This is a genomic window from Nocardia sp. NPDC047654, assembly GCF_043205035.1.
In the GTDB taxonomy this organism is placed as follows: Bacteria; Actinomycetota; Actinomycetes; order Mycobacteriales; family Mycobacteriaceae; genus Nocardia.
On sequence record NZ_JBIDDF010000002.1, the window covers coordinates 311,908 to 333,003 of the forward strand.

Below are 21,096 nucleotides of genomic sequence, written 5' to 3' on the forward strand. Positions count from 1 at the left end.
GTGATCGAACTCGACCGACGGCCCTATGATGCTGCCTACACACGCGCGGCGCCGACACCGGGGCCGGCAAGACCAGCAGGCTGGTGGGGGTGGTCGAACCGCACCTACGGCACCGACGTACACGGTCGAACAGGAGGTGGAGCGCCGTGCAGGGACTGATCCTGCAACTGACCCGTGCGGGGTTCCTTCTGCTGTTGTGGTTGTTCGTGTGGGCTGTGCTGCGCACGTTGCGCAGCGACATCTACGCGGCATCCGGCATTCGGATTCAGCCCAGGGCCGCACGCGGTTCCGCGGTGCTGCCTTCCTTCAGCCGGGGCCAGAAGGGCGCCAAATTTCTTGTGGTGACTCAGGGTTCACTCGCCGGCACCCGCATCTCGCTCGGCACCCAACCGGTGCTGATCGGGCGTGCGGACGACTCCACGCTGGTACTCACCGATGATTACGCCTCGACCAGGCATGCGCGACTGTCTCCGCGTGGTGACGACTGGTACGTGGAAGACCTCGGCTCGACGAACGGCACGTACCTCGATCGCGCGAAAGTCACCACCGCCGTCCGTGTTCCACTCGGCACGCCTGTTCGTGTCGGCAAAACAGTGATCGAGCTGCGATCGTGACACTTGTTCTCCGCTACGCAGCGCGCAGCGACCGTGGTCTCGTCCGAGGCAACAACGAAGACTCCGTGTACGCGGGCGCCCGGCTGCTCGCACTCGCCGACGGCATGGGTGGCCATGCCGCGGGAGAAGTCGCGTCCCAGTTGATGATCGCCGCGCTCGCCCATCTCGACGACGACGAACCCGGCGACGATCTGCTCGGCAAGCTCGACGCGGCGACCCGAGAAGGCAACGCCGCCATCGCCGATCAGGTCGAGGAGGAGCCCGAGCTCGACGGCATGGGCACCACGCTCACGGCAATCCTGTTCGCGGGCAAGAAACTCGGCCTCGTGCACATCGGCGACTCTCGCGCCTATCTGTTGCGCGGCGGCGAGCTGGCCCAGATCACCCGGGACGACACATTCGTCCAGTCGCTGGTCGATGAGGGCAGGATCACACCGGAGCAGGCGCACACGCACCCGCAGCGTTCGCTGATCATGCGCGCGCTCACCGGCAACGAGATCGAGCCGACGCTGATCATGCGCGAATCGCGCGCCGGCGACCGCTACCTGCTGTGCTCCGACGGGCTCTCGGACGTGGTCAGCGACGAGACCATCGCGAACACGATGCGCGAAGGCACCACCGACGAGTGCGCCGACCGGCTCATCGAGCTGGCGTTGCGCAGCGGCGGTCCGGACAACGTGACCGTCGTCGTGGCCGACGTCATCGATCTGGATTACGGCCAGAGCCACCCGATCGTGGCGGGCGCCGCGTCCGGCGTCGACGAGGACTCTCCTCCGCCCAACACCGCCGCGGGCCGGGCCTCCGCCCTGCGTCCGCCGCGGTCCGCGCCGCGCCGGGCCGCCGCCGCGCCCGAGCCGCCCGCGAAGAAGTCGCACCGGCTGCGCTGGATCGTGCTCGCGCTGGCGCTGGTCGTCGCCGTCTGCGTGGGGCTCGTGGTCGGCTACAAGATGATCCGCAGCAATTACTACGTCGGCGCGGACGACGGTTCGGTGGTGATCCTGCGCGGGCTGCCCGGGTCGATCCTCGGCTACTCGATCCATGACGTGAACCTGGTCGGTTGCGTGACCCGCAACGGTGAACTCACCCTGTCCGAGCCCGGCGCGGATTCGCCCTCCTCGTGCAAGCCGTTGAAGGTCAGCGATCTGAAGCAGACCGGCCGTGACCAGGTGGACAAGGGATTGCCGCCGGGTTCGCTGGACAAGGCCAGGGACTCGATGACCTATCTCGCTCAGCGAGAACTGCTACCGCCGTGCCCGGTCAAGGAATCGGCGCCGCAGCCGGGAGTCGTCCCGTCCGCCGAGACCACACCACCCGCGCCCAACGGCGCTTCGCCCGCACCGGCCACCACCACACCCGCGCCCGCGCCTGCGCCTGCGCCTGCGCCTGCGCCTGCGCCGGAACAGGGTGACGCCAGGGGCACCGAGATCAAGACGCCGACCAAGTCGGAGGCTCCTGCCACGCCGTCGAGCACCTCGCCCAATCCCCAGACCACGGGGGAGAACTGCCGGGTGACGGACTGATGTCCGCGCCGGCACCGCCGTCGGCTGGGGCTTTTCCCAGTCCCCCGGGCGGCTTCGCTCCCGCGCCACCGCCGAGCACCAGACGCAATGCGGAACTGCTGCTGCTCGCGGGGGCAGCGGTCATCACCACCGTGTCCCTCTTCCTGGTCGAGGCCAGTCAAGAACAGTCGATCACCTGGGATATCGCCAAGTACGGTCTGGCCTACCTGGCACTGTTCGCGGTGGCGCACCTGGCCGTGCGGCGGTTCGCCCCGTTCGCCGACCCGTTGTTGCTGCCGATCGTCGCGTTGCTCAACGGACTCGGTCTCGTGCTGATCCATCGGCTCGACCTGGCCGACCAGCAGACCGCCGCCTACAACTCGTGGGCGACCCCCTCCCCCGACGCCAATCAGCAGATCCTGTGGACCGCGCTGGGCACGCTGGTGTTCATCACACTGCTGATCGCCCTGCGCGACTACCGCACGCTCGCCCGCTACAGCTACACCCTCGGCCTGATCGGCCTCGTCGCGCTGGCCATCCCGGCGCTGCTGCCCAGCGCGTTCTCCGAGACCAACGGCGCGAAGATCTGGATCCGGCTGCCCGGGTTCAGCGTCCAGCCGGGTGAGTTCGCGAAGATCCTGCTGATCATCTTCTTCGCCTCGGTGCTGGTGGCCAAGCGCGAGATCTTCACCGCCGCCGGGCGTCACGTACTGGGCATGGAGTTCCCGCGCGGCCGCGACCTCGGTCCGATCCTGGCCGTCTGGATCGTCTGCATCGGCGTGCTGGTGTTCGAAAAGGATCTCGGTACCTCGCTGCTGATCTTCAGCACGGTGCTCGTGATGCTCTACATCGCCACCGAACGGGTCGGCTGGCTGGTCATCGGCGGCGGACTGCTCGCACTCGGATTCATCTTCGCCTACCAGTTGTTCGGCCACGTGCGGGTCCGGGTGGAGACCTGGCTGCACCCGTTCGACGACTACAACAACACCGGCTATCAGATCTCGCAGTCACTGTTCGGCCTGGCCACCGGCGGTCTCGCCGGAACCGGCCTCGGTAGCGGCAGGCCCAACCAGGTGCCCTTCGCCAAGACCGACTTCATCGTCACCACGATCGGCGAGGAGCTCGGCCTGATCGGGCTCGCCGCCGTGCTGGTGCTGTTCCTGGTGTTCGTGGTGCGCGGGCTGCGCACCGCCCTCGCGGTGCGCGACAGCTTCGGCAAGCTGCTCGCGGCCGGTCTGTCGTTCACCATCGCGATCCAGCTGTTCGTCGTCGTCGGGGGTGTGACCAAGCTGATTCCGCTGACCGGTCTCACCACTCCGTTCATGTCCTACGGCGGCTCCTCGCTGTTGGCCAACTACGCATTGCTGGCGTTGCTGATCAAGGTCTCCGACGCCGCCCGCGCACCTGCCCCGGTGCGTAAGAAGGAACCGGCGCCGATCGCCGACGCGCAGACCGAACTCCTGCGCCGCGACGGGGGACGACCGGATGCGGGGCCGCTGACATGAACACTCCACTACGCCGAGTCGCGGTCGCGGTGATGGTGATGGTCGTCGCACTGCTGGCGAACGCCACCTACGTGCAGGTGATCAAGGCCGACGACCTGCGCTCGGATCCACGCAACTCCCGGGTGCTGCTCGACGAATACGCCCGCCAGCGCGGGCAGATCTCGGCGGGCGGCACCGTGCTGGCCAGCTCGATCGCGACCGACGATCGCTACAAGTACCTGCGCGCCTACCCGAGCGAGCCGGAGGCGTACGCGCCTGCCACCGGCTTCTACTCGATGCAGTACGGCAGCACCGGTTTGGAACGCGCCGAGGATTCGGTGCTCAACGGCTCCGACAGTCAGCTGTTCGGCAGCCGTCTCGTCGACCTGATCTCCGGCCGGGACCCGCGCGGCGGCAACGTGCTCACCACGCTCAACCCGCTGATGCAGAAGGTCGCCTACGACCAGATGACCAGCAAGGGCTACACCGGCTCCGTGGTGGCCATCGAGCCGAGCACCGGCAAGATCCTCACCATGGTGTCCACGCCGAGCTACGACCCGAACCTGCTGTCCGGGCACGACGGCGCGCGCGGCACCCAGGCGTGGGAAACGCTGAGCGCGGATCCGAACCACCCCATGTTGAATCGCGCTATCTCGCAGACCTACCCGCCCGGGTCTACGTTCAAGGTCGTGGTCACCGCGGCCGCGCTGGCCAACGGCGTCGCGACCCCCGACGACCAGTTCACCGCCGCGCCGACCTTCACACCGCCCGGCACCAGCACTCCGATGGAGAACTACAACGGCACCACCTGCGGTCCGAATCCGACCGCTTCGTTGTTCGAGGCGTTCCGGCGCTCGTGCAACACCGCGTTCGCCGAACTCGGCATCAAGGTGGGCGCCGCGGACCTCAAGGACGAGGCGGCCGCGTTCGGCGTCGGCCCGCACCGGGGGATCCCGATGCCGGTGGCGGAGAGCACCGTCGGCCCGATCTCCGATGACGCCGCCCTGGCGCAGAGCAGCATCGGACAGCGCGACGTGGCGCTGACCCCCTTGCAGAACGCGGTCGTCGCGGCGACCATCGCCAACGGCGGCGTCCGGATGGAGCCGTACCTGGTGGATCAGTTGCAGCGCCCGGATCTGAGCGAGCTGACCAAGACCAAGCCGGTCTCGGTCGGCCAAGCCGTCAGCGCCGATGTAGCGTCGACCATAACCAACTTGATGATCGCGTCGGAGAGCAACACCTCCGGAGGTGGCCAGACCCCCTATCAAATCGCGTCCAAGACCGGCACCGCGGAACACGGGACCAACCCGCGTAACACGCCGCCGCACGCTTGGTATATCGCGTTCGCCCCCGCGCAGAACCCGAAGATCGCCATCGCGGTGATCGTGGAGAACGGTGGGGACCGGGCGCTTGCCGCGACCGGTGGCTCGGTCGCCGCGCCGGTGGCTCGCGCGGTTCTTGACGCCGGTCTTCGAGGGGGCTGAACGATATGGATGTGCGAGTGAAGGTACGGGGACCTCGATGCTGAACAACGGTGCGATGATCGCCGACCGATACCGGCTGCAGCGACTGATCGCGACCGGCGGCATGGGCCAGGTCTGGGAAGCACTGGACACCAGGCTCGACCGCAGGGTCGCGGTCAAGGTGCTGAAATCGGAGTTCTCGGCCGACCCGACGTTCCGGCATCGATTCCGCACCGAGGCGAAGACCACCGCCCAGCTGAATCACTCCGGCATCGCGGGCATCTACGACTACGGCGAGACCATCGACCCGCAGGGCAGCGAGATCGCCTACCTCGTCATGGAGTTCGTCCAGGGCGAGCCGCTGAACACCGTGCTCAACCGGCTCGGCAGGCTGTCGGTGGCCCAAGGACTCGATCTGCTCGAGCAAACCGGGCGCGCCCTGGACGTGGCGCATCGCGCTGGCGTGGTGCACCGTGACGTGAAGCCGGGCAACATCCTGGTCACGCCGACCGGACAGGTGAAGATCACCGACTTCGGTATCGCCAAGGCGGTGGACGCCTCCCCGGTGACCAAGACCGGCATGGTGATGGGCACCGCCCAGTACATCGCACCGGAACAGGCGGTCGGCGAGGACGCCACCGCGGCCAGCGACGTGTACTCCCTCGCCGTGGTCGGTTACGAAGTGCTGGCCGGACAGCGGCCGTTCACCGGCGACGGCGCGATCACCGTCGCGATGAAGCACGTGCGCGAGACACCGCCTCCGATGCCGGCCGATCTGCCCGGCAACGTGCGCGAACTGATCGAGATCACGATGGAGAAGGACCCGTCGCGGCGCTACGCCAGCGGCGGTGAGTTCGCCGACGCGGTCGCCGCCGTCCGCGCGGGCCGCCGCCCACCGTCGCCCCGCGGAGCGCACTCCGCCGCGCCCCTGACCGGCGCCACGCGGGTGCTCCCGCCCGGCCCGACCGCCGTGATCCCCTCCACGCCCGCCGACTTCGACGGTGCGACGGTGCGCTACTCGACGCCCGCCGCGGGCGCGGTGGGCGCGGCCCATCAGGGGGGCACCGTCGCGGCTCCGGCCACGGTGCTGAGCCGTGGTGCGGCGAGCGGTCCCCCGCCCGGTAACGGCAACAGGTTCACCACGACCCAGAAATGGCTGACCGGGCTCGGCATCGGCGCCGTGCTGCTCGGGGCGCTCACGGCCTACCTTCTCTTCGGTGGAGACACCAATCCGGATTCCACGCCGTCGCCGACCGTGACGGTCGCGCCGAACCCCAAGCCCGTCCCGCCGGTGGCCACGACGACCCCCAAGCCCGCACCTCCGCCCGTGGACACCGAGACCTACGAACCGCCCACCACCGAGCCGAAGACCACGACACCGGAGCCGACGACGACCACCCCGCCGCCCACCAGCACGGCACCGAGCACGACGAAGCCGCCGACGACCACCGCGCCCACCGCCACCACCAGCCGTCCGCGCATCCCGACTCTCGACATACCATTCCCGGAGATTCCCGGTGCCCGTGGGCCTTCGGCCACCCGCAGCGGATCCGCCACTTCTTCGCAAGGACTGCCATGACGACCCCGAAGAATCTCTCGTCTCGCTACGAGCTGGGCGAGATAATCGGGTTCGGTGGTATGTCCGAGGTGCACAAGGCTCGCGACATCCGGCTGAGCCGGGACGTGGCGATCAAGGTTCTGCGGGCGGACCTGGCCCGTGACCCCACGTTCTACCTGCGGTTCAAGCGCGAAGCGCAGAACGCGGCCGCGCTCAATCATCCGGCCATCGTCGCGGTCTACGACACGGGCGAGGCGGAGGTGGACGGCGGCCCGCTGCCGTACATCGTGATGGAGTACGTCGACGGCGACACGCTGCGCGACATCGTGCGCGGCAAGGGACCGCTGCCGCCGCGCCGCGCGATGGAGATCATCGCGGATGTCTGCGCCGCCTTGGACTTCAGCCACAAGGCCGGGATCGTGCACCGCGACATGAAGCCCGCGAACATCATGATCAACCGGTCGGGCGCGGTGAAGGTGATGGACTTCGGCATCGCCCGCGCACTCGCCGACAACTCCAACCCCATGACCCAGACCGCGGCGGTGATCGGCACCGCGCAGTACCTCTCCCCGGAGCAGGCGCGCGGCGAAACGGTGGACGCGCGCTCGGACGTCTACTCCGTTGGTTGTGTGTTGTTCGAGATCCTCACCGCGGAGCCGCCTTTCACGGGTGATTCCCCGGTGGCCGTCGCCTACCAGCACGTCCGGGAAGACCCGCGACTGCCCTCGCACGTGTATTCCGGGGTGCCGCGCGAACTGGACTCGGTCGTGCTCAAGGCGATGAGCAAGAATCCGGCCAACCGATACCAGACCGCCGCCGAGATGCGCGCCGACCTGATCCGGGTGCTCGGCGGCCAGAAGCCCAGCGCCCCGATGGTGATGACCGACGAGGACCGCACCACCATGATGGGCGCGGACGAGCCCCCGCCGCGTAACTACCGTACGGTCGAGCGCCACGACGACACCGCCGAGCAGGATCCGGCCGAGCCGAACGGACGGCGCCGGACCGCCTACATCGCGATCGGCGCCGTCGCGGCCGTCGCGGTGGCTTTCGCGCTGTTCTGGGTGCTGCTCGGGCCGGGAAGCCGACCGGACCAGGTGGCCATTCCCGACCTGTCCAACAAGTCCTCGCAGCAAGCGCAGGACGCGCTGCAGAAGCTCGGCTTCACCGTGGCGATCCAGCAGAAGCCCGACAGCAAGGTCGCCACGGGCAACGTGATCGCGACCCAGCCCCTCGGCGGCTCGCGGATCGACGAGGGCAGCACGGTCACGGTCCAGGTGTCCTCGGGTCCCGCGCAGGTCCAGGTGCCGAAGCTGACCGGTCTGTCCCAGGAGCAGGCCGAGCAGGTCTTGAACTCCAAGGGCCTGCGGATCAATCCGAACGTCGAGCGCAAACCGTCGAGCACCGCCGAGAAGGACCAGGTGATCGAGCAGAATCCGTCGCCGGGTTCGAAGGTCGACGTCGACTGGGAGATCGTCGTCACCGTCGGCACCGGCCCGGAGGCGGTCCGCGTTCCCTACGTCGTCGGGCAGAGCATCGACGTGGCCCAGCCGAACATCGAGGGCAACGGCTTCAAGGTCGTCGTCCAGGAGGTGCAGTCCTCGAAGCCCAAGGGCGAGGTGGTCGCCTCCAGCCCGGCAGGCGGCAGCAGCGCCGAGAAGGGTTCCACGGTCACCGTCCAGGTGTCCGCGGGTGACCTGAAGATGCCGTCGCTGGTCGGTCTCACCGTCTCGCAGGCGGTGGAGAAGCTGCGCGCGGAAGGCTGGACCGGCAGCACCAGCCAGATCAGCCAGTCCCCGCAGGGCACCTTCGACGCAGGCAATGTCGGCCGCATCCTCAGCCAGCAACCGTCGGCGGGCAGTTCGATCCAGAAGAACAGCGCCATCCTGGTCGGCGTGGGGGTACTCGGCCCGCCGTGATCGGCGCCGCCGCCGGTATCCAGAAAACGAGACCAACCGGTGTGAATTGCGGGAGAATGATGCTGCTTCATCCCAATCAGCGCAGCTGAGCACGAGGAGGTAGCTCATGACCACTGCCAGGGACATCATGAAACCGGGCGTCCAGTGGATTTCGAAGGACACGACGATCGAGCAGGCCGCACGAACCATGGCCGAACTCAACGTCGGGTCCCTGATCATCTCCGACCAGAACGAGCGGATGTGCGGCATCGTCACCGACCGCGACATCGTGGTGAAGTGCATCGCCCAGGGCAAGGCCCCATCGGATTGCCGGGTGGATGAACTGTGTGAATCGACGCCCCGGTGGGTCGATGCCAACGCCGACATCGCGGAAGTCCTCGACGAGATGGAAAGCAACCGGGTCAAGCGCATGCCGGTCATCGAGGACAAGCGGTTGGTCGGCATGATCAGCGAGGCGGACCTGGCCCGGCATCTGGATGACAACCAGCTCGGCGAGTTCGTGACCGCCGTCTACGGACGTCCCTAGGTTTCGGACCGGCGCGGAGGAACGTACCCGACAACGTCTTCCGTGTCCGCACAAAAGCACTTCGGCACCGTGCGGCCGCGCTCCCGCTCGGCGATGAACTCGAGCGGTCGGGTGTCAGGTGAGTTCGGACCGCGGACGGCCGATGGCCGTCCGCGGTCGCTCGTCCTCCACGGTCGCGCTGCGCGATCAAGCTGAAAGCCTCGCGATTGCGGCGCTTGGCGAGTTCGTTGGGCGATCGGCAGCGTCCTGGCCGCGACACCGCCCCTTCGCGGCGGCGTAGGCGGGCCGCCCGATCCAGCCGTCGGAGGCCGCGACCGAGGGGGCCTCACGGCCAGACTGCGCCGAGGTGTCTCGCGCGCGTGCCCGGACGGTGCGGGATCGTCGACGTGCGCCGACGTCAGACCGTCTCGGCCTTCGGCAGGTAACGCAACACCGCGACATCCCCGACTTGCGTCACGCCGGTAAGGCGCATCCGGCGATGAGGCGCGCCCGGAAAGTCGGCCGGGTCGAGAAAGCGCGGCGCCGCGATGTCTCCCACCAGGATCGGGGCGATCGCCAGATGCAGTTCGTCGGCCAGATCGTCGGCGAGGAACGCGGTGTGGATGCGGGTGCCGCCCTCCACCATGAGCCGGTCGACACCCCGTCGGCCCAGATCATCCAGCAATGCACCGAAATCGAGCTCGGTCCCGAGATCCACGACCTCGGCCAATCCGGCCAGGCGGGCGGTGAGCTTCGGCGCGGCCGCCGCGGTGGAGTACACGAGCTTGTCGCCGCCGTAGTGCCAGAACCGCAGCTCCGGGGCCAAGTCGCCGCTCGCCGATACGGTCACCTTCAGCGGGAATTCCGGTTTGCCCGCCGCGAGGCGCGCGGCCCTGCGTTCGGCGTTGTCGACCAGCAACCGCGGGTTGTCGCTGCGCAGTGTCTGCGCGCCGACCAGGATGGCGTCGGAGTCCGCGCGGACCTGGTCCACCCGGTCGAAGTCCGCCGCGTCGGACAAGCGCAGCCGCTGCGGGCTCGCGTCGTCGATGTACCCGTCGATGCTCGCCGCGACCGACAGCAGCACATGCGGACGGGTCACTGCAACACCAGCGCGGCGACCTCCGCCTCCAGCGTCTGCACCAAACCCTCGGCGGGGCGCTCCCCGCACACGCCGAGCCAGTTGGCCAGCATCCGGTGCCCACCCTGGGTGAGCACCGATTCCGGGTGGAACTGCACGCCGTGGATGGGCAAGGTGCGATGACGCATGGCCATCACGATTCCGCTCTCGGTGCGTCCGAGCACCTCGATCTCCTCGGGCAGAGTGTCCTCGACGACGGTGAGCGAGTGATACCGCGTGGCGGTGAACGGGTCGGGCAGACCGGCCAGCACACCCGCGCCGATGTGGAAGACCTCGCTCGTCTTCCCGTGCAGCAGCTCCGGGGCCCTTATTACGGTGGCGCCGAACGCCTCGCCGATCGCCTGGTGGCCGAGGCACACGCCGAGCAGCGGAACACTCTGCTCCGCGCAGGCACGCACCAACGGAATGCTGGCGCCCGCACGGTCGGGTGTGCCGGGGCCGGGACTGATCAAAATGCCGTCGAAATCGCCTACGACCGCGCCGACGTCGGCCAGATTCGGGTCGTCGTTGCGCCAGACGACAGCGTCGACACCGAGTTGCCCGAGGTACTGCACCAGGTTGAAGACGAAGCTGTCGTAATTGTCGACGACCAGAACACGCATGACATCGAGATTACGTCCCCGCCCGGCACCGCGTCGCATCCATTACCTGTTGGGATAGCCTAGACACCACGACCTGCAGCCGAATACGAGGACGTCATGCCCAAGTCGAAGGTCCGTAAGAAGACCGACTATACGATCAACCCCGCCAGCCGGACGCCGGTGAAGGTGAAGGCGGGGCCGTCTCCGGTCTGGTATGTCGCCATCATGCTCGGGTTCATGCTCGCCGGACTGGTGTGGCTGCTCGTCTACTACCTGGCGGCCGAGCAGATCAGCTGGATGAACGACCTCAACGCCTGGAACTTCCTGATCGGCTTCGGCTTGATGGTGGTCGGGCTGATCATGACGATGCGCTGGCGCTGAGCACAACGCCGACCCGGATTACAGACGTGTCATTCATGCACACCTGTGGATGAGCCTGTGGACAACTCGAGGAGCGATTGGGGAGTGCTGTGAGTCCGGAACTCCCGGTCCCCGGCCCGCGGGACCGCGAAGAGCCGCGCCTGGCCTGGACCACGCCGACACCCGCGCTCGTCGCGGTCACCGTGGGGGGTGTCGCGCTGGCCGTCGCCGCGGTGGTCACCTCCGAAGCGGCCAGCCGCCTGCTCGTGGGACTCGCCGCCGTCGGACTGCTCGCCCTTGCCGGGCTCGGGTTCCGGCAACGCCCGCGACTGTCGGTGCTAACCGGCGCGCGACCGCGCATGGTCGTCCGCACGCTGACGGGGGCGGACGAATACGCCCCTGAGCAGATCATCCGCGCCCGCGTGGTGAGCTACCGACGCCTCGGGCGCAAGATGCCGATGTTGGAACTCGACGTCCAGCACGACGGCACCGAGCGGCTCCTGATCTTCGGCCGCTGGGACCTGGGCGCCAGCCCTGAACTCGTCTACCAAGACCTGGTAGGAGCACTGCGGCTCACCGAGGACAAGACTCGCTGACGTGCATTCGTCCCACGCGGACGCGGATGTTTCACGTGAATCGAATCCGCGTGTCACGCAGCGGAAGTGATCGCGCTCACTGCCACCGTTGCCAGCGCCGCGACGGCGACGAGCGCCACCGCTGCCCAGCCGACCACCCGTGCCGCTTGCGGCGTTTTCACTCGCAGCCACCCGGGCAGGAACAGGATGCCGAGGGTCGCGAGCGTGCCCGCGGCCAGACCGCCGAGATGGCCCCAGAGTGAGATGCCGGGCAACGACAAACTGATGACGACGTTGATGCCGATGATGATGAGCATCTGATTCGGGTTCTGCCGCAACCGGAGCAGGATGATCGTGATCGCACCGAACAAGCCGTACACCGCGCCGGACGCGCCCGCCGTCAGGCTGTTCTGCGAGAACAGCATGACCCCGGCGGACCCGCCGAGCAGCGAAGCCGAGTACACCGCGAGATAGCGCGATCGTCCCAGCACCAGCTCGGCATCGCGGCCCACCACGTACAGGGCGAACATGTTGAGCAGCAGGTGGATCGGGCCGTAGTGCAGGAATCCGGAACCGAGCACCCGCCACCATTCGCCGTCCGCGACGGCTGGCGCCCATAGCACCCAGTCCAGGAACAGCGTGGAGCCCAGCTGGTTGTCCATCAGGTTCTTGGACTGGACCGCGGTGATCGCGTAGATGACCACGTTGATCGCGATCAGCGCATAGGTCACATAAGGGGCGGACGTCCGTGCCGCTGCCGCACCCGAGACCGTCCGCACCGGCGCGACGCCGCGCTGCTCCGCGCGCAGACAGTCGACGCAGTGGTGGCCGACGGCTGCGGGACGCAGGCATTCCGCACAGGACGGCCGCCCGCACCGCGTGCAGGCCAGGCCGGTCGGGCGATTCGGATGGCGGACGCACGTGGGTGCGGGCGGCTGGGGATTCATAGTCTCATTCGATCGTGATCTTGGTGATGACGACGGGTTCCAGCGGCCGGTCGTTGCGATCGGTCCTGGTGGTCGCGATCGAGTCGACGACCTTCCGGGAATCCGGGTCCACCACTTCACCGAAGATCGTGTGCTTACGGTTGAGATGCGGCTGCGGGCGGACGGTGATGAAGAACTGCGAGCCGTTGGTGCCCGGCCCCGCGTTTGCCATCGCCAGCAAGTAGCCCCGGTCGAACCGCAGCTCCGGGTGGAACTCGTCGCCGAACTCGTAACCCGGGCCGCCGCGACCGGTACCGGTGGGATCGCCACCCTGGATCATGAATCCGGCCATCACGCGATGGAACAGAGCGCCGTCATAGAACGGGCCGGTGGTGCCCCCGCTGGCGTTCGCGGTGGTGTACGGCGCCGAACCCTCGGCGAGACCTAGGAAATTGCGCACCGTCTTGGGCGCGTGGTTACCGAAGAGCGCGAGCTTGATATCGCCGTGATTCGTGTGCAGCGTTGCCACGGATGTCTGATTCGGTGAGGTCACGACGCCCATCGTGCCACGGTTGGCGATCCAGCCGCGGAACTGGGCCGGACCGTGCTGTGAGCTGGGCCTCCTGCGCGAATCGGCGGGCTGTGCCTAGAGTGGTGCAATGACCTCGGGGCGCTTGCATGTCTCTTCGCGTTCACGTAACCGGCTCCTCCTCGCGGCGGCAGTCGCGCTGGCGGGCGGCGTGGCCTATCTGGTCCGTAGCCGGCGGCCGCAACAGCCGGAGCCCGCCCCCGCTCCCCCGCGCATCGGGTACTCCCGTAACGGCTCCGCGCCGGCGCCCTTGGCGGAAGCCGGCGCGGAACACGATCGCTGATTCGGGAATCGCCGGTCAGCGACTGACCGTCTTCTTGTACTGACGCAGAGCCAGCGGCACGAACACCACCATGATCACCACCACCCACACCAGGGAGGTGATCACCGGGTGCCGCAGCGGCCAGGAGTCCGACGTCGGTGCGATCGGACTGGTGTTGCCGAACAGGTCACGCGTCGCCTGAGTCAGCGCGGATACCGGGTTCCATTCCGCGATCACCCGCAGGGCGGTGGGCAACTTGTCGCTGGGGACGAACGTGTTGGCGATGAACGTGAGCGGGAAGATCACCATGAAGCTGGCGTTGTTGAACACCTCCGGCGCCCGCACCAACAGGCCCACCACGGCCATGATCCAGGACACCGCGTAGGCGAACAGCAGCAGCAGGATGTAGGCCAGCACCGCGTCCAGGAACGAACCGCGAATCCGCCAGCCGACGACCAGACCGGTCAGCGACATCACCGTCAGGCTGACCACGTTGATCACCACATCGCTGATCGTGCGGCCGACCAGCACCGCCGACGAAGCCATCGGCAGCGAGCGGAATCGGTCGATGATGCCCTTCTGCATGTCCTCGGCCAGTCCCGCGCCGGTGAAGGTCGCGCCGAACACCACGGTCTGCGCGAAGATGCCCGCGATGAGGAACTCGCGGTACCCGCCGGACAGACCGGGCACATCGATGGCCGCGCCGAAGACGTAGGCGAACAGCAGGACGAACATGATCGGCGAGAGTGTGGAGAAGATCAGGACGTCGGGTACCCGCTTGATCTTGATGACATTGCGTTTCGCGATCGTCACGCTGTCACTGACAACGATGGACAGTCGCTCGCCCAGCGAGGGCCGTGTCAGGGCCGGGGCCGTCGCGGTCATCGGATCGTTCCTTCCGTAGCTTCCAGCTTGTCGTTCGCCGCGTCGTCGCCGGCGCTCGTCTCCGCTTCGTGGCCGGTGAGGGTGAGGAAGACGTCGTCCAGGGACGGACGGCGCAGACCGACATCGTGGATCTGTACGTTGTGCTCGGCCAGCCGCCCGACCGCCTCCACCAGAGCCTGCGATCCGTCGGCGACCGGGACGGTGATCCTGCGCAACCCCGGTTCGAGGTGGATCTCGCCGTCGGCCAGGCTTTTCAACGCGGTCTCGGCCGTCGCGAGATTGTCGACGCGGTCCACGGTCAACTCGATCCGGTCGCCGCCGACCATGGTCTTGAGTTCGTCCGCGGTGCCCTTCGCGATCACCTTGCCGTGGTCGATCACCGCGATCGAATCGGCGAGTCGGTCCGCCTCTTCCATGTACTGCGTGGTGAGCAGCAACGTTGTCCCGCCTGCGACCAATTCCTCGATGACGTCCCAAAGATCCAGACGGGCGCGGGGATCCAGACCGGTGGTCGGCTCGTCGAGAAACAGGACGGGTGGATTCGCGACCAGCGCGCCCGCCAGGTCGAGACGACGGCGCATACCGCCGGAGTAGCCCTTGACCGGTCGGTCCGCGGCGTCGGTGAGCCGGAATCGTTCGAGCAATTCGCGCGCTCGTTCCTTACTTCGCTGTACGCCCATGTGATAAAGACGTCCCACCATTTCCAAATTCTCGAAACCGGTGAGGTATTCGTCGACCGCGGCGTATTGCCCCGACGCCCCGATGCGGGAACGCAGCGCTTGCGGCTCGCGCAGCACATCGATTCCCGCGACCGTGGCGCGTCCGGCATCCGGCACCAGCAGGGTGGTGAACACCCGGACGGTGGTGGTCTTACCTGCGCCGTTGGGTCCGAGCAGTGCGGTGACGGTCCCTTCCGGGACGCTCAGGTCGAGGCCGTCGAGGGCCACCAGTTGGCCGTATCGTTTGACCAGACCCTCGGCGACTATTGCGTCGGGCATGATTCTCCTGGGGTTGATGAGTTCGATGTGATGCAGTGCGACGCCAGGCGCCCAACGACTCGCTGGATCGGGTGACCGGCCGATACCCGAGTCAGTATTGTCCCGCCCGCCGACAATTTCATCCGATTTGTTCCGGGTGGGCGGCGTCGGGAACTACCCGGGCACAGCAGAAGGCCGCATTCCGATCCAGTCGGTGCTCGGGGGTACCGGATCGGAATGCGACCGGTTCGATGGTCCCGCGTGCCCCGGCATCGGAGCGCGCGTAGCGGACTACCCGAATCGAGGAAGACCCGTACTCGAATGGGTGACGTTCGAGCGCTAGCTGTCGCGACGAGCGGGTGCGCTCGGCGGGAACCATCGAGTCGGTGAACACGAACACATGTTCGCATCGGGGTACGACAAGTTCGGGCGACACGCACGCCGCGCGGCGCCACACCCGGCGTGGGCGACACGCCGGACTTTCCATCGATTTCATGGCGCGGCGACTGGTCGGCATGTTCTGTGCCGCTCGGTGCAGCAGCAGGTCACCCCCATGAAAGGACTCGGAAGAGGTTGCTCGCCAAGGCTTTTGGCAAACTATAGGACAACAGTCCGGAGCGAGGGGGTCGGCCGGTCGCGCGGCAAGGGCCGTCAGAGGTCGTCCGGAAGGTGAGCCAACCCGAAAAAACTTGGAACGTGGCCGTCCCCGCGCACACACAATCACACATCATCGAGTAGCATCGTTCACGTCGGCCCCTCCCCCCCGGGCCGACCCTACGCGGGCCTCGGCTAACTCCCCCCCTTCGCCGAGGCCCGCTCCCCATTTCAGGCCGCGTCGGGTCGAGCGCTATTCCGACTGGTCGTCAGGTTCTATCGCCCGCCACGCGGCGGTGAGCCGTTGCCCGCGCACCCGCCCCGCGGTGGCCAGCAGCGGCCGGTCGCGCTCCCACCGCTGTCGCGTCACCGGCTCCGCGGACTGCCACAACGGCTCGAGTTCGGCAAGCAGCGAACCGAACAATTCGAAGACGCCGCCGAGAGCGATGTGCACGCCAGCGGAACTCGGCGCGGCGATGTCCAGGCCACGCACCGCGGCGACCGCGGTCAGCAACTGTTGCCGACTCGCCCGCGGCCAGTCCGACGCCCGGGCCACCCGTACCAGCCAGCCCAGCGTGGCAGCCAGCACGTGGATGTCCTCGATCGTCCGGAACGGCTTGAGGTAGTCCAGATAGCCGTCGCCGGGCAGCACCAGCACGGGCGCGCCGGTCAGCACGACGGATGCGTGCGGAACCTCGGGCGCGAACGGGAGCGCTGGACGATCGGTGAGACGCACGCCGGCGTCGCCTGCCTCGACCATGCAGGCGCGCAGCCGATTCCGTCCGTCGGGCGCCGCGCCGACACTGGCGATCACCACCAGCTGTCGTGCGAACGAGCCCATGGTCGCGAACGACTTCGTACCGTCGACCAGCCAGGCCCCGTCCCGTTCGGTGAGCGTGGTGTGGATCGCGGCGGGGTGGCCGCCGCCCTCCTCGGTCGCGCACATCGCGACCAGGTCGTCGTCCGGCAGGTCCGGAATCAGCGTCCGCAACGCCTCCTGATAGCCGGACAAGAAGGCGAACCCGAGCCGGTCGGCGCCGAAGCCACCCGCGATCGCGATCTCCACCGGCTGGTCGAATCGATTCGCGGCCACGCGATGTCGCGTCCACGCGGCGGCGACATCGTCCAGCGGCGCGGTCGCCACCGGCTCGGTCAGCAGGAAGTCGAACAGAGTATCCACCTCAGCACGGTAACCGAGTAGCGATTCCGCCTGGGCCGGCTCGGCCGCCTGCCACATGTGGCCACGCAGATCCATCTCCTGCTACCTCGTGCCGACGCCTCGTACCCGGTCCATCCCGAGCCCTACCCCAGCCGCCGCGTCCGGACGCTCGATGCCGGTTGCGCAGGGTGACCGCGCGGGACGCGTTGCCGCTGGACAGTGGCGAGCTATCGGCGCTGCGTCCGCGAATCCGATGAACTGCCTGCTTCACTGGGGTGTCGCGCCGTACCGGAAGGAGTTCGACCTGTGCCGGAACTGGAGGAAAGTCGGAGAAAAGCACTATTCGACTCCGAGGCCAGACTGTCCTGGGTACTGGCCGCACTCGCCGGGCTGATCGGCGCTGCGGCTTTCACGCATACGGCCGGCTATTTCGTCACGTTCATGACGGGCAATACCGAACGGGCTGTCCTCGGGTACTTCCACGACGAGCCGGACATGGCGTTGGCGGCCACCGGGTTGCTGATGTCATTCCTCGCCGGTGTCGTCGTGGCCTCGTGGTGCCGAAGGCGTTACTGGTCCGGGCACCCGCACGGATCCACCCTGCTCACCACCGCGTGCCTGGCGCTCGCATCCGTCATCGACATTCTGGAGTATCGGAGGGGAATCGAGCCGATCGGGCTGCTGCCGATCATGCTCGTCGCTTTCGGCGTCGGGGCGCTCAACACATCGTTCGTGCACAACGGTGAGGTGTCGGTCCCGCTCAGTTACGTCACCGGGACACTGGTCAAGATGGGGCAGGGTATCGAACGTCATCTCAGCGGCGGCGACTACGCAGACTGGCTCGGACACTTCCTGGTCTACACCGGTTTCGTGCTCGGCGCGCTGCTCGGCGGACTGCTGAGCCTGCTGGTGGCGGGTTGGGCCATGCTGATCACCGCGACCGTGGTGTGCCTGTTCGTCACCGGATTCACCTACCTGCACCTGGACCGGCACGGTCCCCTCACGGACTGAGTCGCCGGGCATCTGTCGGTGCTCGTCGCGGCAGTCTCTGCCGACCGGGAACCGCCGGTGTGGATTCACCAGAGGAAGTCAGAATCGGCGGGCGCCGGACACCGGCATCGAGGAGAGCGGGGAAGTGGTCACCCCGACACCGTAGGTCGATGCGTGGATGACTTTGCCCTCGCCCGCGTAGAGGGCGGAGTGGCTTCCGCCGTAGAACGACACCACGTCGCCTGGCTGCAGGTCGTCGAGCGGCACCGGCGTTCCGGTGGCGAGCTGGTCGTAGCTGGTGCGCGGCAGCTCCACGCCGGCCTGCTCGTAGGACCACTGCACCAAACCGGAGCAATCGAAGGAATCGGGGCCGACCGCCCCATAGCTGTAATCGGAGCCGAGTTTGGTTCGTGCCGCGTCGACTGCCATCTCTCCGGCACTCTTCTGCGGTATCACCGCCGCGGGCGGGGTGGGCGCCCTCGGCATGATGTCCGGGAACTCGGCGAGGAACGGGAGTTCGATCTCCGGGAGTGCGCCGAGGAGCGGAATCTCGATCGCCGGAATGATCGTCGGCACCGGCAGTTCGATCGCCGGGACGACGACCGAGACCGGGAACTCGACCGCCGGGCCGAGCGTGGCCGGTGCGATTTCGATGTGCGAAACGGGAGTAGCGGCGGCGGTCTCGATTTCCGGGATTCCAGCCGTTACCGGAGCTTCCGTGACCGGAAGGATAGCGTTGTTCCGGAACAGCTTTTCCGGTGCGTCGGGAAGCGGTACTTCGTCGGAAACCTCGAATGTTCCTATGCCCGGGATGGTCACCGGCTGAGCAGATGCCTCCGCGGCGTTGAACAACATGCCCAGCAGGGCGGCCGCTCCCGCGGTGAGTGCCCAGAAGACGGCACGCCGCAGGTAGCGGATATATCGGACGTCGGTCGATGATGCCATGATGCGGTCCTCCGATGCTCATATCGCTTGCCTTCGGTGGGCCGTACGACGCCGTGGTTCCCGACGCGTGGGACGTCACCAAAGACTTCGAATTGATTCGAAAACCATCACGGTGATTCGTCAGTCCAGCGGATCCGATCCGAGCGTTCACCTTTCGGCATATATCGCACCTTGTAAAGCACAACGCGCCTTTGATTTCGTAACGAAATAATAACTCGTTTCGCCGTGTGGTTCTGCGATATGAATTCCACGACACCGAAATGTATTCACCCGGAGACACTGCGCCCCGCACGGAAACGGTTTCGCTGCGGGGCGCATCGTCCTTCGTGGTTCACGCGGTGATCTGTTCCTCGATCTGTCTGGCGATCGTCCGGAGCCTCGCCGCGAACTCGCGGGCCGCGCGCGGGTCGTCGTTGGACCCTCTGACGACGCGCTTGGTCAGCGCGGCGAGCCGGGATTCCATGGCGGTGAAGATGTCGGCCGCACGGTCGTTCTCGCTGCCCTCCAGTTCACCGCGCAGCCACGCCTGAAGACGCTCGATCACCACGTCTTCGTCATAGCGTTCGGGCAGCAGCGCCACCGCTTGCCGGAGCTTTCCCGCGGTGACCTTCACGTCGGCGCCCGCCGCCACGGTGGTGTACACGGTGACCGCCGCGTCTTCGCCGTATTCGGCCACCACCGGCAGCAGTTCACGCACCTGCCCCTCGTTGATCGCGGGCGCGATCGGATGCAGCCGCGCGGCCAGCGGCCAAGCGCGAATGAGCTTGTGGGCGTAGGACCGCTGCATGTCCCACCGCTGTTCCACGTACTCGTCGAACGTCTCGTGGCTGTCCCGGTACAGTCGGCCGTCGCGCACGATCTGCAGGGCGCGCCCGGCCGCCCAGAACGCGATGCGCAGCGTGTCGATCGACGATTCACACACCGTCAACTGCGCGCGCTCGCGGTCGCTCAGCGGCCCGTCACCCGCGTCGGGCACCGGCATGGTCAAGACATTCGGGCTCACGGCCGGCTTCGACCGCCGCCATTCGGCATCGCGCAGCGGTGAGACGGGCGGGGTGTGCTCCGCGGCGTCGGACAGCGGATTGGCGCCGCCGATCGAACCCTTCCTGCGTTGCGGAGGCATCAGGCCGGCACCTCCAATAGTGCCCGGTACGCGTTCACCAGCTCGTCGCCCACCTGCCGGTATTCGCCGAGATCCTCGATCGGGTTCTCCGCGCCCTCCCCGACCTCCCCGTCGGCCGCTTCTCGATACCATTTCCACGCGCTCAAATAGGAATCGAAGACGTCGTAGCCCGCGCTCTCCAGATATCCCCGCTGCGCCCGATATTCGGTCGAGACATTCACACCTTTCTTCATGATCACCGGCACTTTGGTCATCAGCACCCGCACCCGTATTTCCCGGTTGCTTTCGGCCGCTGCCTCCTCGGCGGCTTTGAAGGTGCTCGGGACTCGTTTCACCTCGGACGGGCTGACACTCGTCAGCAGCAACAGTTCATCGCTCTCGGGAATCGCGGCCTTGAAGATCTCGGCCGACTCACCCCCGGCATCCACGATGATGACGTCGAAATCGGCGGTGTTGTCGGTGATGCAGTCGTTGACGTGCCGCGAGGGGAAAGCGACCAGGTCGAACGGCACCTCGATGCCTCCTTTGACCAGGCGCCGGTACCAGGAGTACCCGGTTTGGCTGAGCGGGTCGGCATCGATCACCAGCACCCGACGTTCGTGAACCGAAGCGAAGTAGCTCGCCAAGAAGAACGCTGATGTCGTTTTACCGACACCGCCCTTGAGATTCCCCAGCGTGATGACCAGAGGTTCGGGCAATTCGAGTGGCGCAACAGAATTCGTCATAGACGGTCCTCCGAGGGTGAGGAATGCATTACTGTGCCGGGCCAGTCTGGCACAGTGCCGGCTAATACCGTCCGATTGCGCCGTGTTGTCGCGGCTGTGCCGCCACTGCTCTGTGTCCAATTGGACACAAAACCCGTCGGTGGATCGGCCGAGGAATCCATCGTGCCGCCGAAGCGAGGACCGGCAGGGCAACCGCCTTACGTCGTCGCACCTTCCGCGTCACGA

Annotated in this window: 20 protein-coding genes; 10 read left to right on the top strand and 10 right to left on the bottom strand. The window is 67.1% G+C overall.

Going from position 1 to position 21,096, the window contains the following annotated elements; translation table 11 throughout:
• Positions 1-146 precede the first annotated feature (146 nt).
• From ACGF7Y_RS09850 to ACGF7Y_RS09880, 7 genes are all read left to right on the top strand, one after another.
• The gene (locus ACGF7Y_RS09850) at positions 147-614 is read left to right on the top strand and encodes an FHA domain-containing protein (protein ID WP_014980860.1); all 468 of its coding nucleotides are present in this window, start codon (positions 147-149) and stop codon (positions 612-614) included.
• Positions 611-2,134 carry a PP2C family protein-serine/threonine phosphatase gene (locus ACGF7Y_RS09855; protein ID WP_393231547.1) on the top strand — a complete coding sequence of 508 codons (1,524 nt, stop codon included), beginning with the start codon at positions 611-613 and terminating at the stop codon, positions 2,132-2,134. Before ACGF7Y_RS09850 ends, ACGF7Y_RS09855 begins: the two co-directional genes overlap by 4 nt.
• Positions 2,134-3,618 (top strand): FtsW/RodA/SpoVE family cell cycle protein, encoded by a 1,485-nt coding sequence (locus ACGF7Y_RS09860; RefSeq protein WP_393231550.1) that lies wholly within the window; start codon positions 2,134-2,136, stop codon positions 3,616-3,618. The genes ACGF7Y_RS09855 and ACGF7Y_RS09860 overlap by 1 nt, the downstream gene beginning before the upstream one ends.
• The gene (locus tag ACGF7Y_RS09865; protein WP_393231552.1) at positions 3,615-5,081 is read left to right on the top strand and encodes a peptidoglycan D,D-transpeptidase FtsI family protein; all 1,467 of its coding nucleotides are present in this window, start codon (positions 3,615-3,617) and stop codon (positions 5,079-5,081) included. The genes ACGF7Y_RS09860 and ACGF7Y_RS09865 overlap by 4 nt, the downstream gene beginning before the upstream one ends.
• 37 nt (positions 5,082-5,118) lie before the next feature.
• Positions 5,119-6,639 carry a protein kinase gene (locus tag ACGF7Y_RS09870; RefSeq protein WP_393231554.1) on the top strand — a complete coding sequence of 507 codons (1,521 nt, stop codon included), beginning with the start codon at positions 5,119-5,121 and terminating at the stop codon, positions 6,637-6,639.
• On the top strand, positions 6,636-8,537 hold the full coding sequence (gene pknB, locus ACGF7Y_RS09875) for a Stk1 family PASTA domain-containing Ser/Thr kinase (RefSeq protein ID WP_393231557.1): 1,902 nt from the start codon (positions 6,636-6,638) through the stop codon (positions 8,535-8,537). The genes ACGF7Y_RS09870 and pknB overlap by 4 nt, the downstream gene beginning before the upstream one ends.
• Positions 8,538-8,643: 106 nt before the next feature.
• Positions 8,644-9,063 carry a CBS domain-containing protein gene (locus ACGF7Y_RS09880; protein WP_393231560.1) on the top strand — a complete coding sequence of 140 codons (420 nt, stop codon included), beginning with the start codon at positions 8,644-8,646 and terminating at the stop codon, positions 9,061-9,063.
• Between the two features lie 397 nt (positions 9,064-9,460).
• Here the strand turns inward: ACGF7Y_RS09880 and ACGF7Y_RS09885 are convergent, their stop codons facing one another.
• Both ACGF7Y_RS09885 and ACGF7Y_RS09890 read right to left on the bottom strand, forming a co-directional pair.
• Positions 9,461-10,141 carry a RibD family protein gene (locus ACGF7Y_RS09885; protein ID WP_393231563.1) on the bottom strand — a complete coding sequence of 227 codons (681 nt, stop codon included), beginning with the start codon at positions 10,139-10,141 and terminating at the stop codon, positions 9,461-9,463.
• Positions 10,138-10,782, bottom strand: coding sequence for an aminodeoxychorismate/anthranilate synthase component II (locus ACGF7Y_RS09890; RefSeq protein WP_393231566.1), 645 nt, complete (start codon positions 10,780-10,782; stop codon positions 10,138-10,140). Before ACGF7Y_RS09890 ends, ACGF7Y_RS09885 begins: the two co-directional genes overlap by 4 nt.
• 96 nt (positions 10,783-10,878) lie before the next feature.
• Between ACGF7Y_RS09890 and crgA the strand changes: the two genes are divergently transcribed.
• Together crgA and ACGF7Y_RS09900 are read left to right on the top strand one after the other, a co-directional pair.
• Positions 10,879-11,142 carry a cell division protein CrgA gene (gene crgA / locus ACGF7Y_RS09895; protein WP_040871406.1) on the top strand — a complete coding sequence of 88 codons (264 nt, stop codon included), beginning with the start codon at positions 10,879-10,881 and terminating at the stop codon, positions 11,140-11,142.
• Between the two features lie 89 nt (positions 11,143-11,231).
• Positions 11,232-11,717, top strand: coding sequence for a PH domain-containing protein (locus ACGF7Y_RS09900; RefSeq protein WP_393231569.1), 486 nt, complete (start codon positions 11,232-11,234; stop codon positions 11,715-11,717).
• 53 nt (positions 11,718-11,770) lie between these two features.
• Here the strand turns inward: ACGF7Y_RS09900 and ACGF7Y_RS09905 are convergent, their stop codons facing one another.
• The 5 genes from ACGF7Y_RS09905 to ACGF7Y_RS09925 form a co-directional block, all read right to left on the bottom strand.
• On the bottom strand, positions 11,771-12,643 hold the full coding sequence (locus ACGF7Y_RS09905; RefSeq protein ID WP_393231571.1) for a rhomboid family intramembrane serine protease: 873 nt from the start codon (positions 12,641-12,643) through the stop codon (positions 11,771-11,773).
• A gap of 4 nt (positions 12,644-12,647) precedes the next feature.
• Positions 12,648-13,175, bottom strand: a complete 528-nt coding sequence (locus ACGF7Y_RS09910) for a peptidylprolyl isomerase (RefSeq protein ID WP_393231574.1) — start codon at positions 13,173-13,175, stop codon at positions 12,648-12,650.
• A gap of 334 nt (positions 13,176-13,509) precedes the next feature.
• Positions 13,510-14,358, bottom strand: coding sequence for an ABC transporter permease (locus ACGF7Y_RS09915; protein WP_393231576.1), 849 nt, complete (start codon positions 14,356-14,358; stop codon positions 13,510-13,512).
• The gene (locus ACGF7Y_RS09920) at positions 14,355-15,356 is read right to left on the bottom strand and encodes an ATP-binding cassette domain-containing protein (protein ID WP_393231578.1); all 1,002 of its coding nucleotides are present in this window, start codon (positions 15,354-15,356) and stop codon (positions 14,355-14,357) included. Before ACGF7Y_RS09920 ends, ACGF7Y_RS09915 begins: the two co-directional genes overlap by 4 nt.
• A gap of 826 nt (positions 15,357-16,182) precedes the next feature.
• Complete coding sequence (locus ACGF7Y_RS09925) at positions 16,183-17,184, bottom strand: acyl-CoA dehydrogenase family protein (protein ID WP_393231581.1); 1,002 nt, start codon at positions 17,182-17,184, stop codon at positions 16,183-16,185.
• Positions 17,185-17,394: 210 nt separating this feature from the next.
• On the opposite strand from ACGF7Y_RS09925, the gene ACGF7Y_RS09930 reads away from it, so the two are divergent.
• Positions 17,395-18,099, top strand: a complete 705-nt coding sequence (locus tag ACGF7Y_RS09930; protein WP_393231583.1) for a YoaK family protein — start codon at positions 17,395-17,397, stop codon at positions 18,097-18,099.
• A gap of 78 nt (positions 18,100-18,177) precedes the next feature.
• Here ACGF7Y_RS09930 and ACGF7Y_RS09935 read toward each other — a convergent pair whose 3' ends face one another.
• The 3 genes from ACGF7Y_RS09935 to ACGF7Y_RS09945 form a co-directional block, all read right to left on the bottom strand.
• The gene (locus ACGF7Y_RS09935) at positions 18,178-19,023 is read right to left on the bottom strand and encodes a C40 family peptidase (RefSeq protein WP_393231584.1); all 846 of its coding nucleotides are present in this window, start codon (positions 19,021-19,023) and stop codon (positions 18,178-18,180) included.
• A 331-nt stretch (positions 19,024-19,354) separates the two neighbouring features.
• The gene (locus ACGF7Y_RS09940; RefSeq protein WP_393231587.1) at positions 19,355-20,146 is read right to left on the bottom strand and encodes a hypothetical protein; all 792 of its coding nucleotides are present in this window, start codon (positions 20,144-20,146) and stop codon (positions 19,355-19,357) included.
• A complete protein-coding gene (locus ACGF7Y_RS09945; protein WP_393231589.1) occupies positions 20,146-20,991 on the bottom strand; it encodes a ParA family protein in 846 nt (281 codons plus the stop codon). Before ACGF7Y_RS09945 ends, ACGF7Y_RS09940 begins: the two co-directional genes overlap by 1 nt.
• Positions 20,992-21,096: the final 105 nt, after the last annotated feature.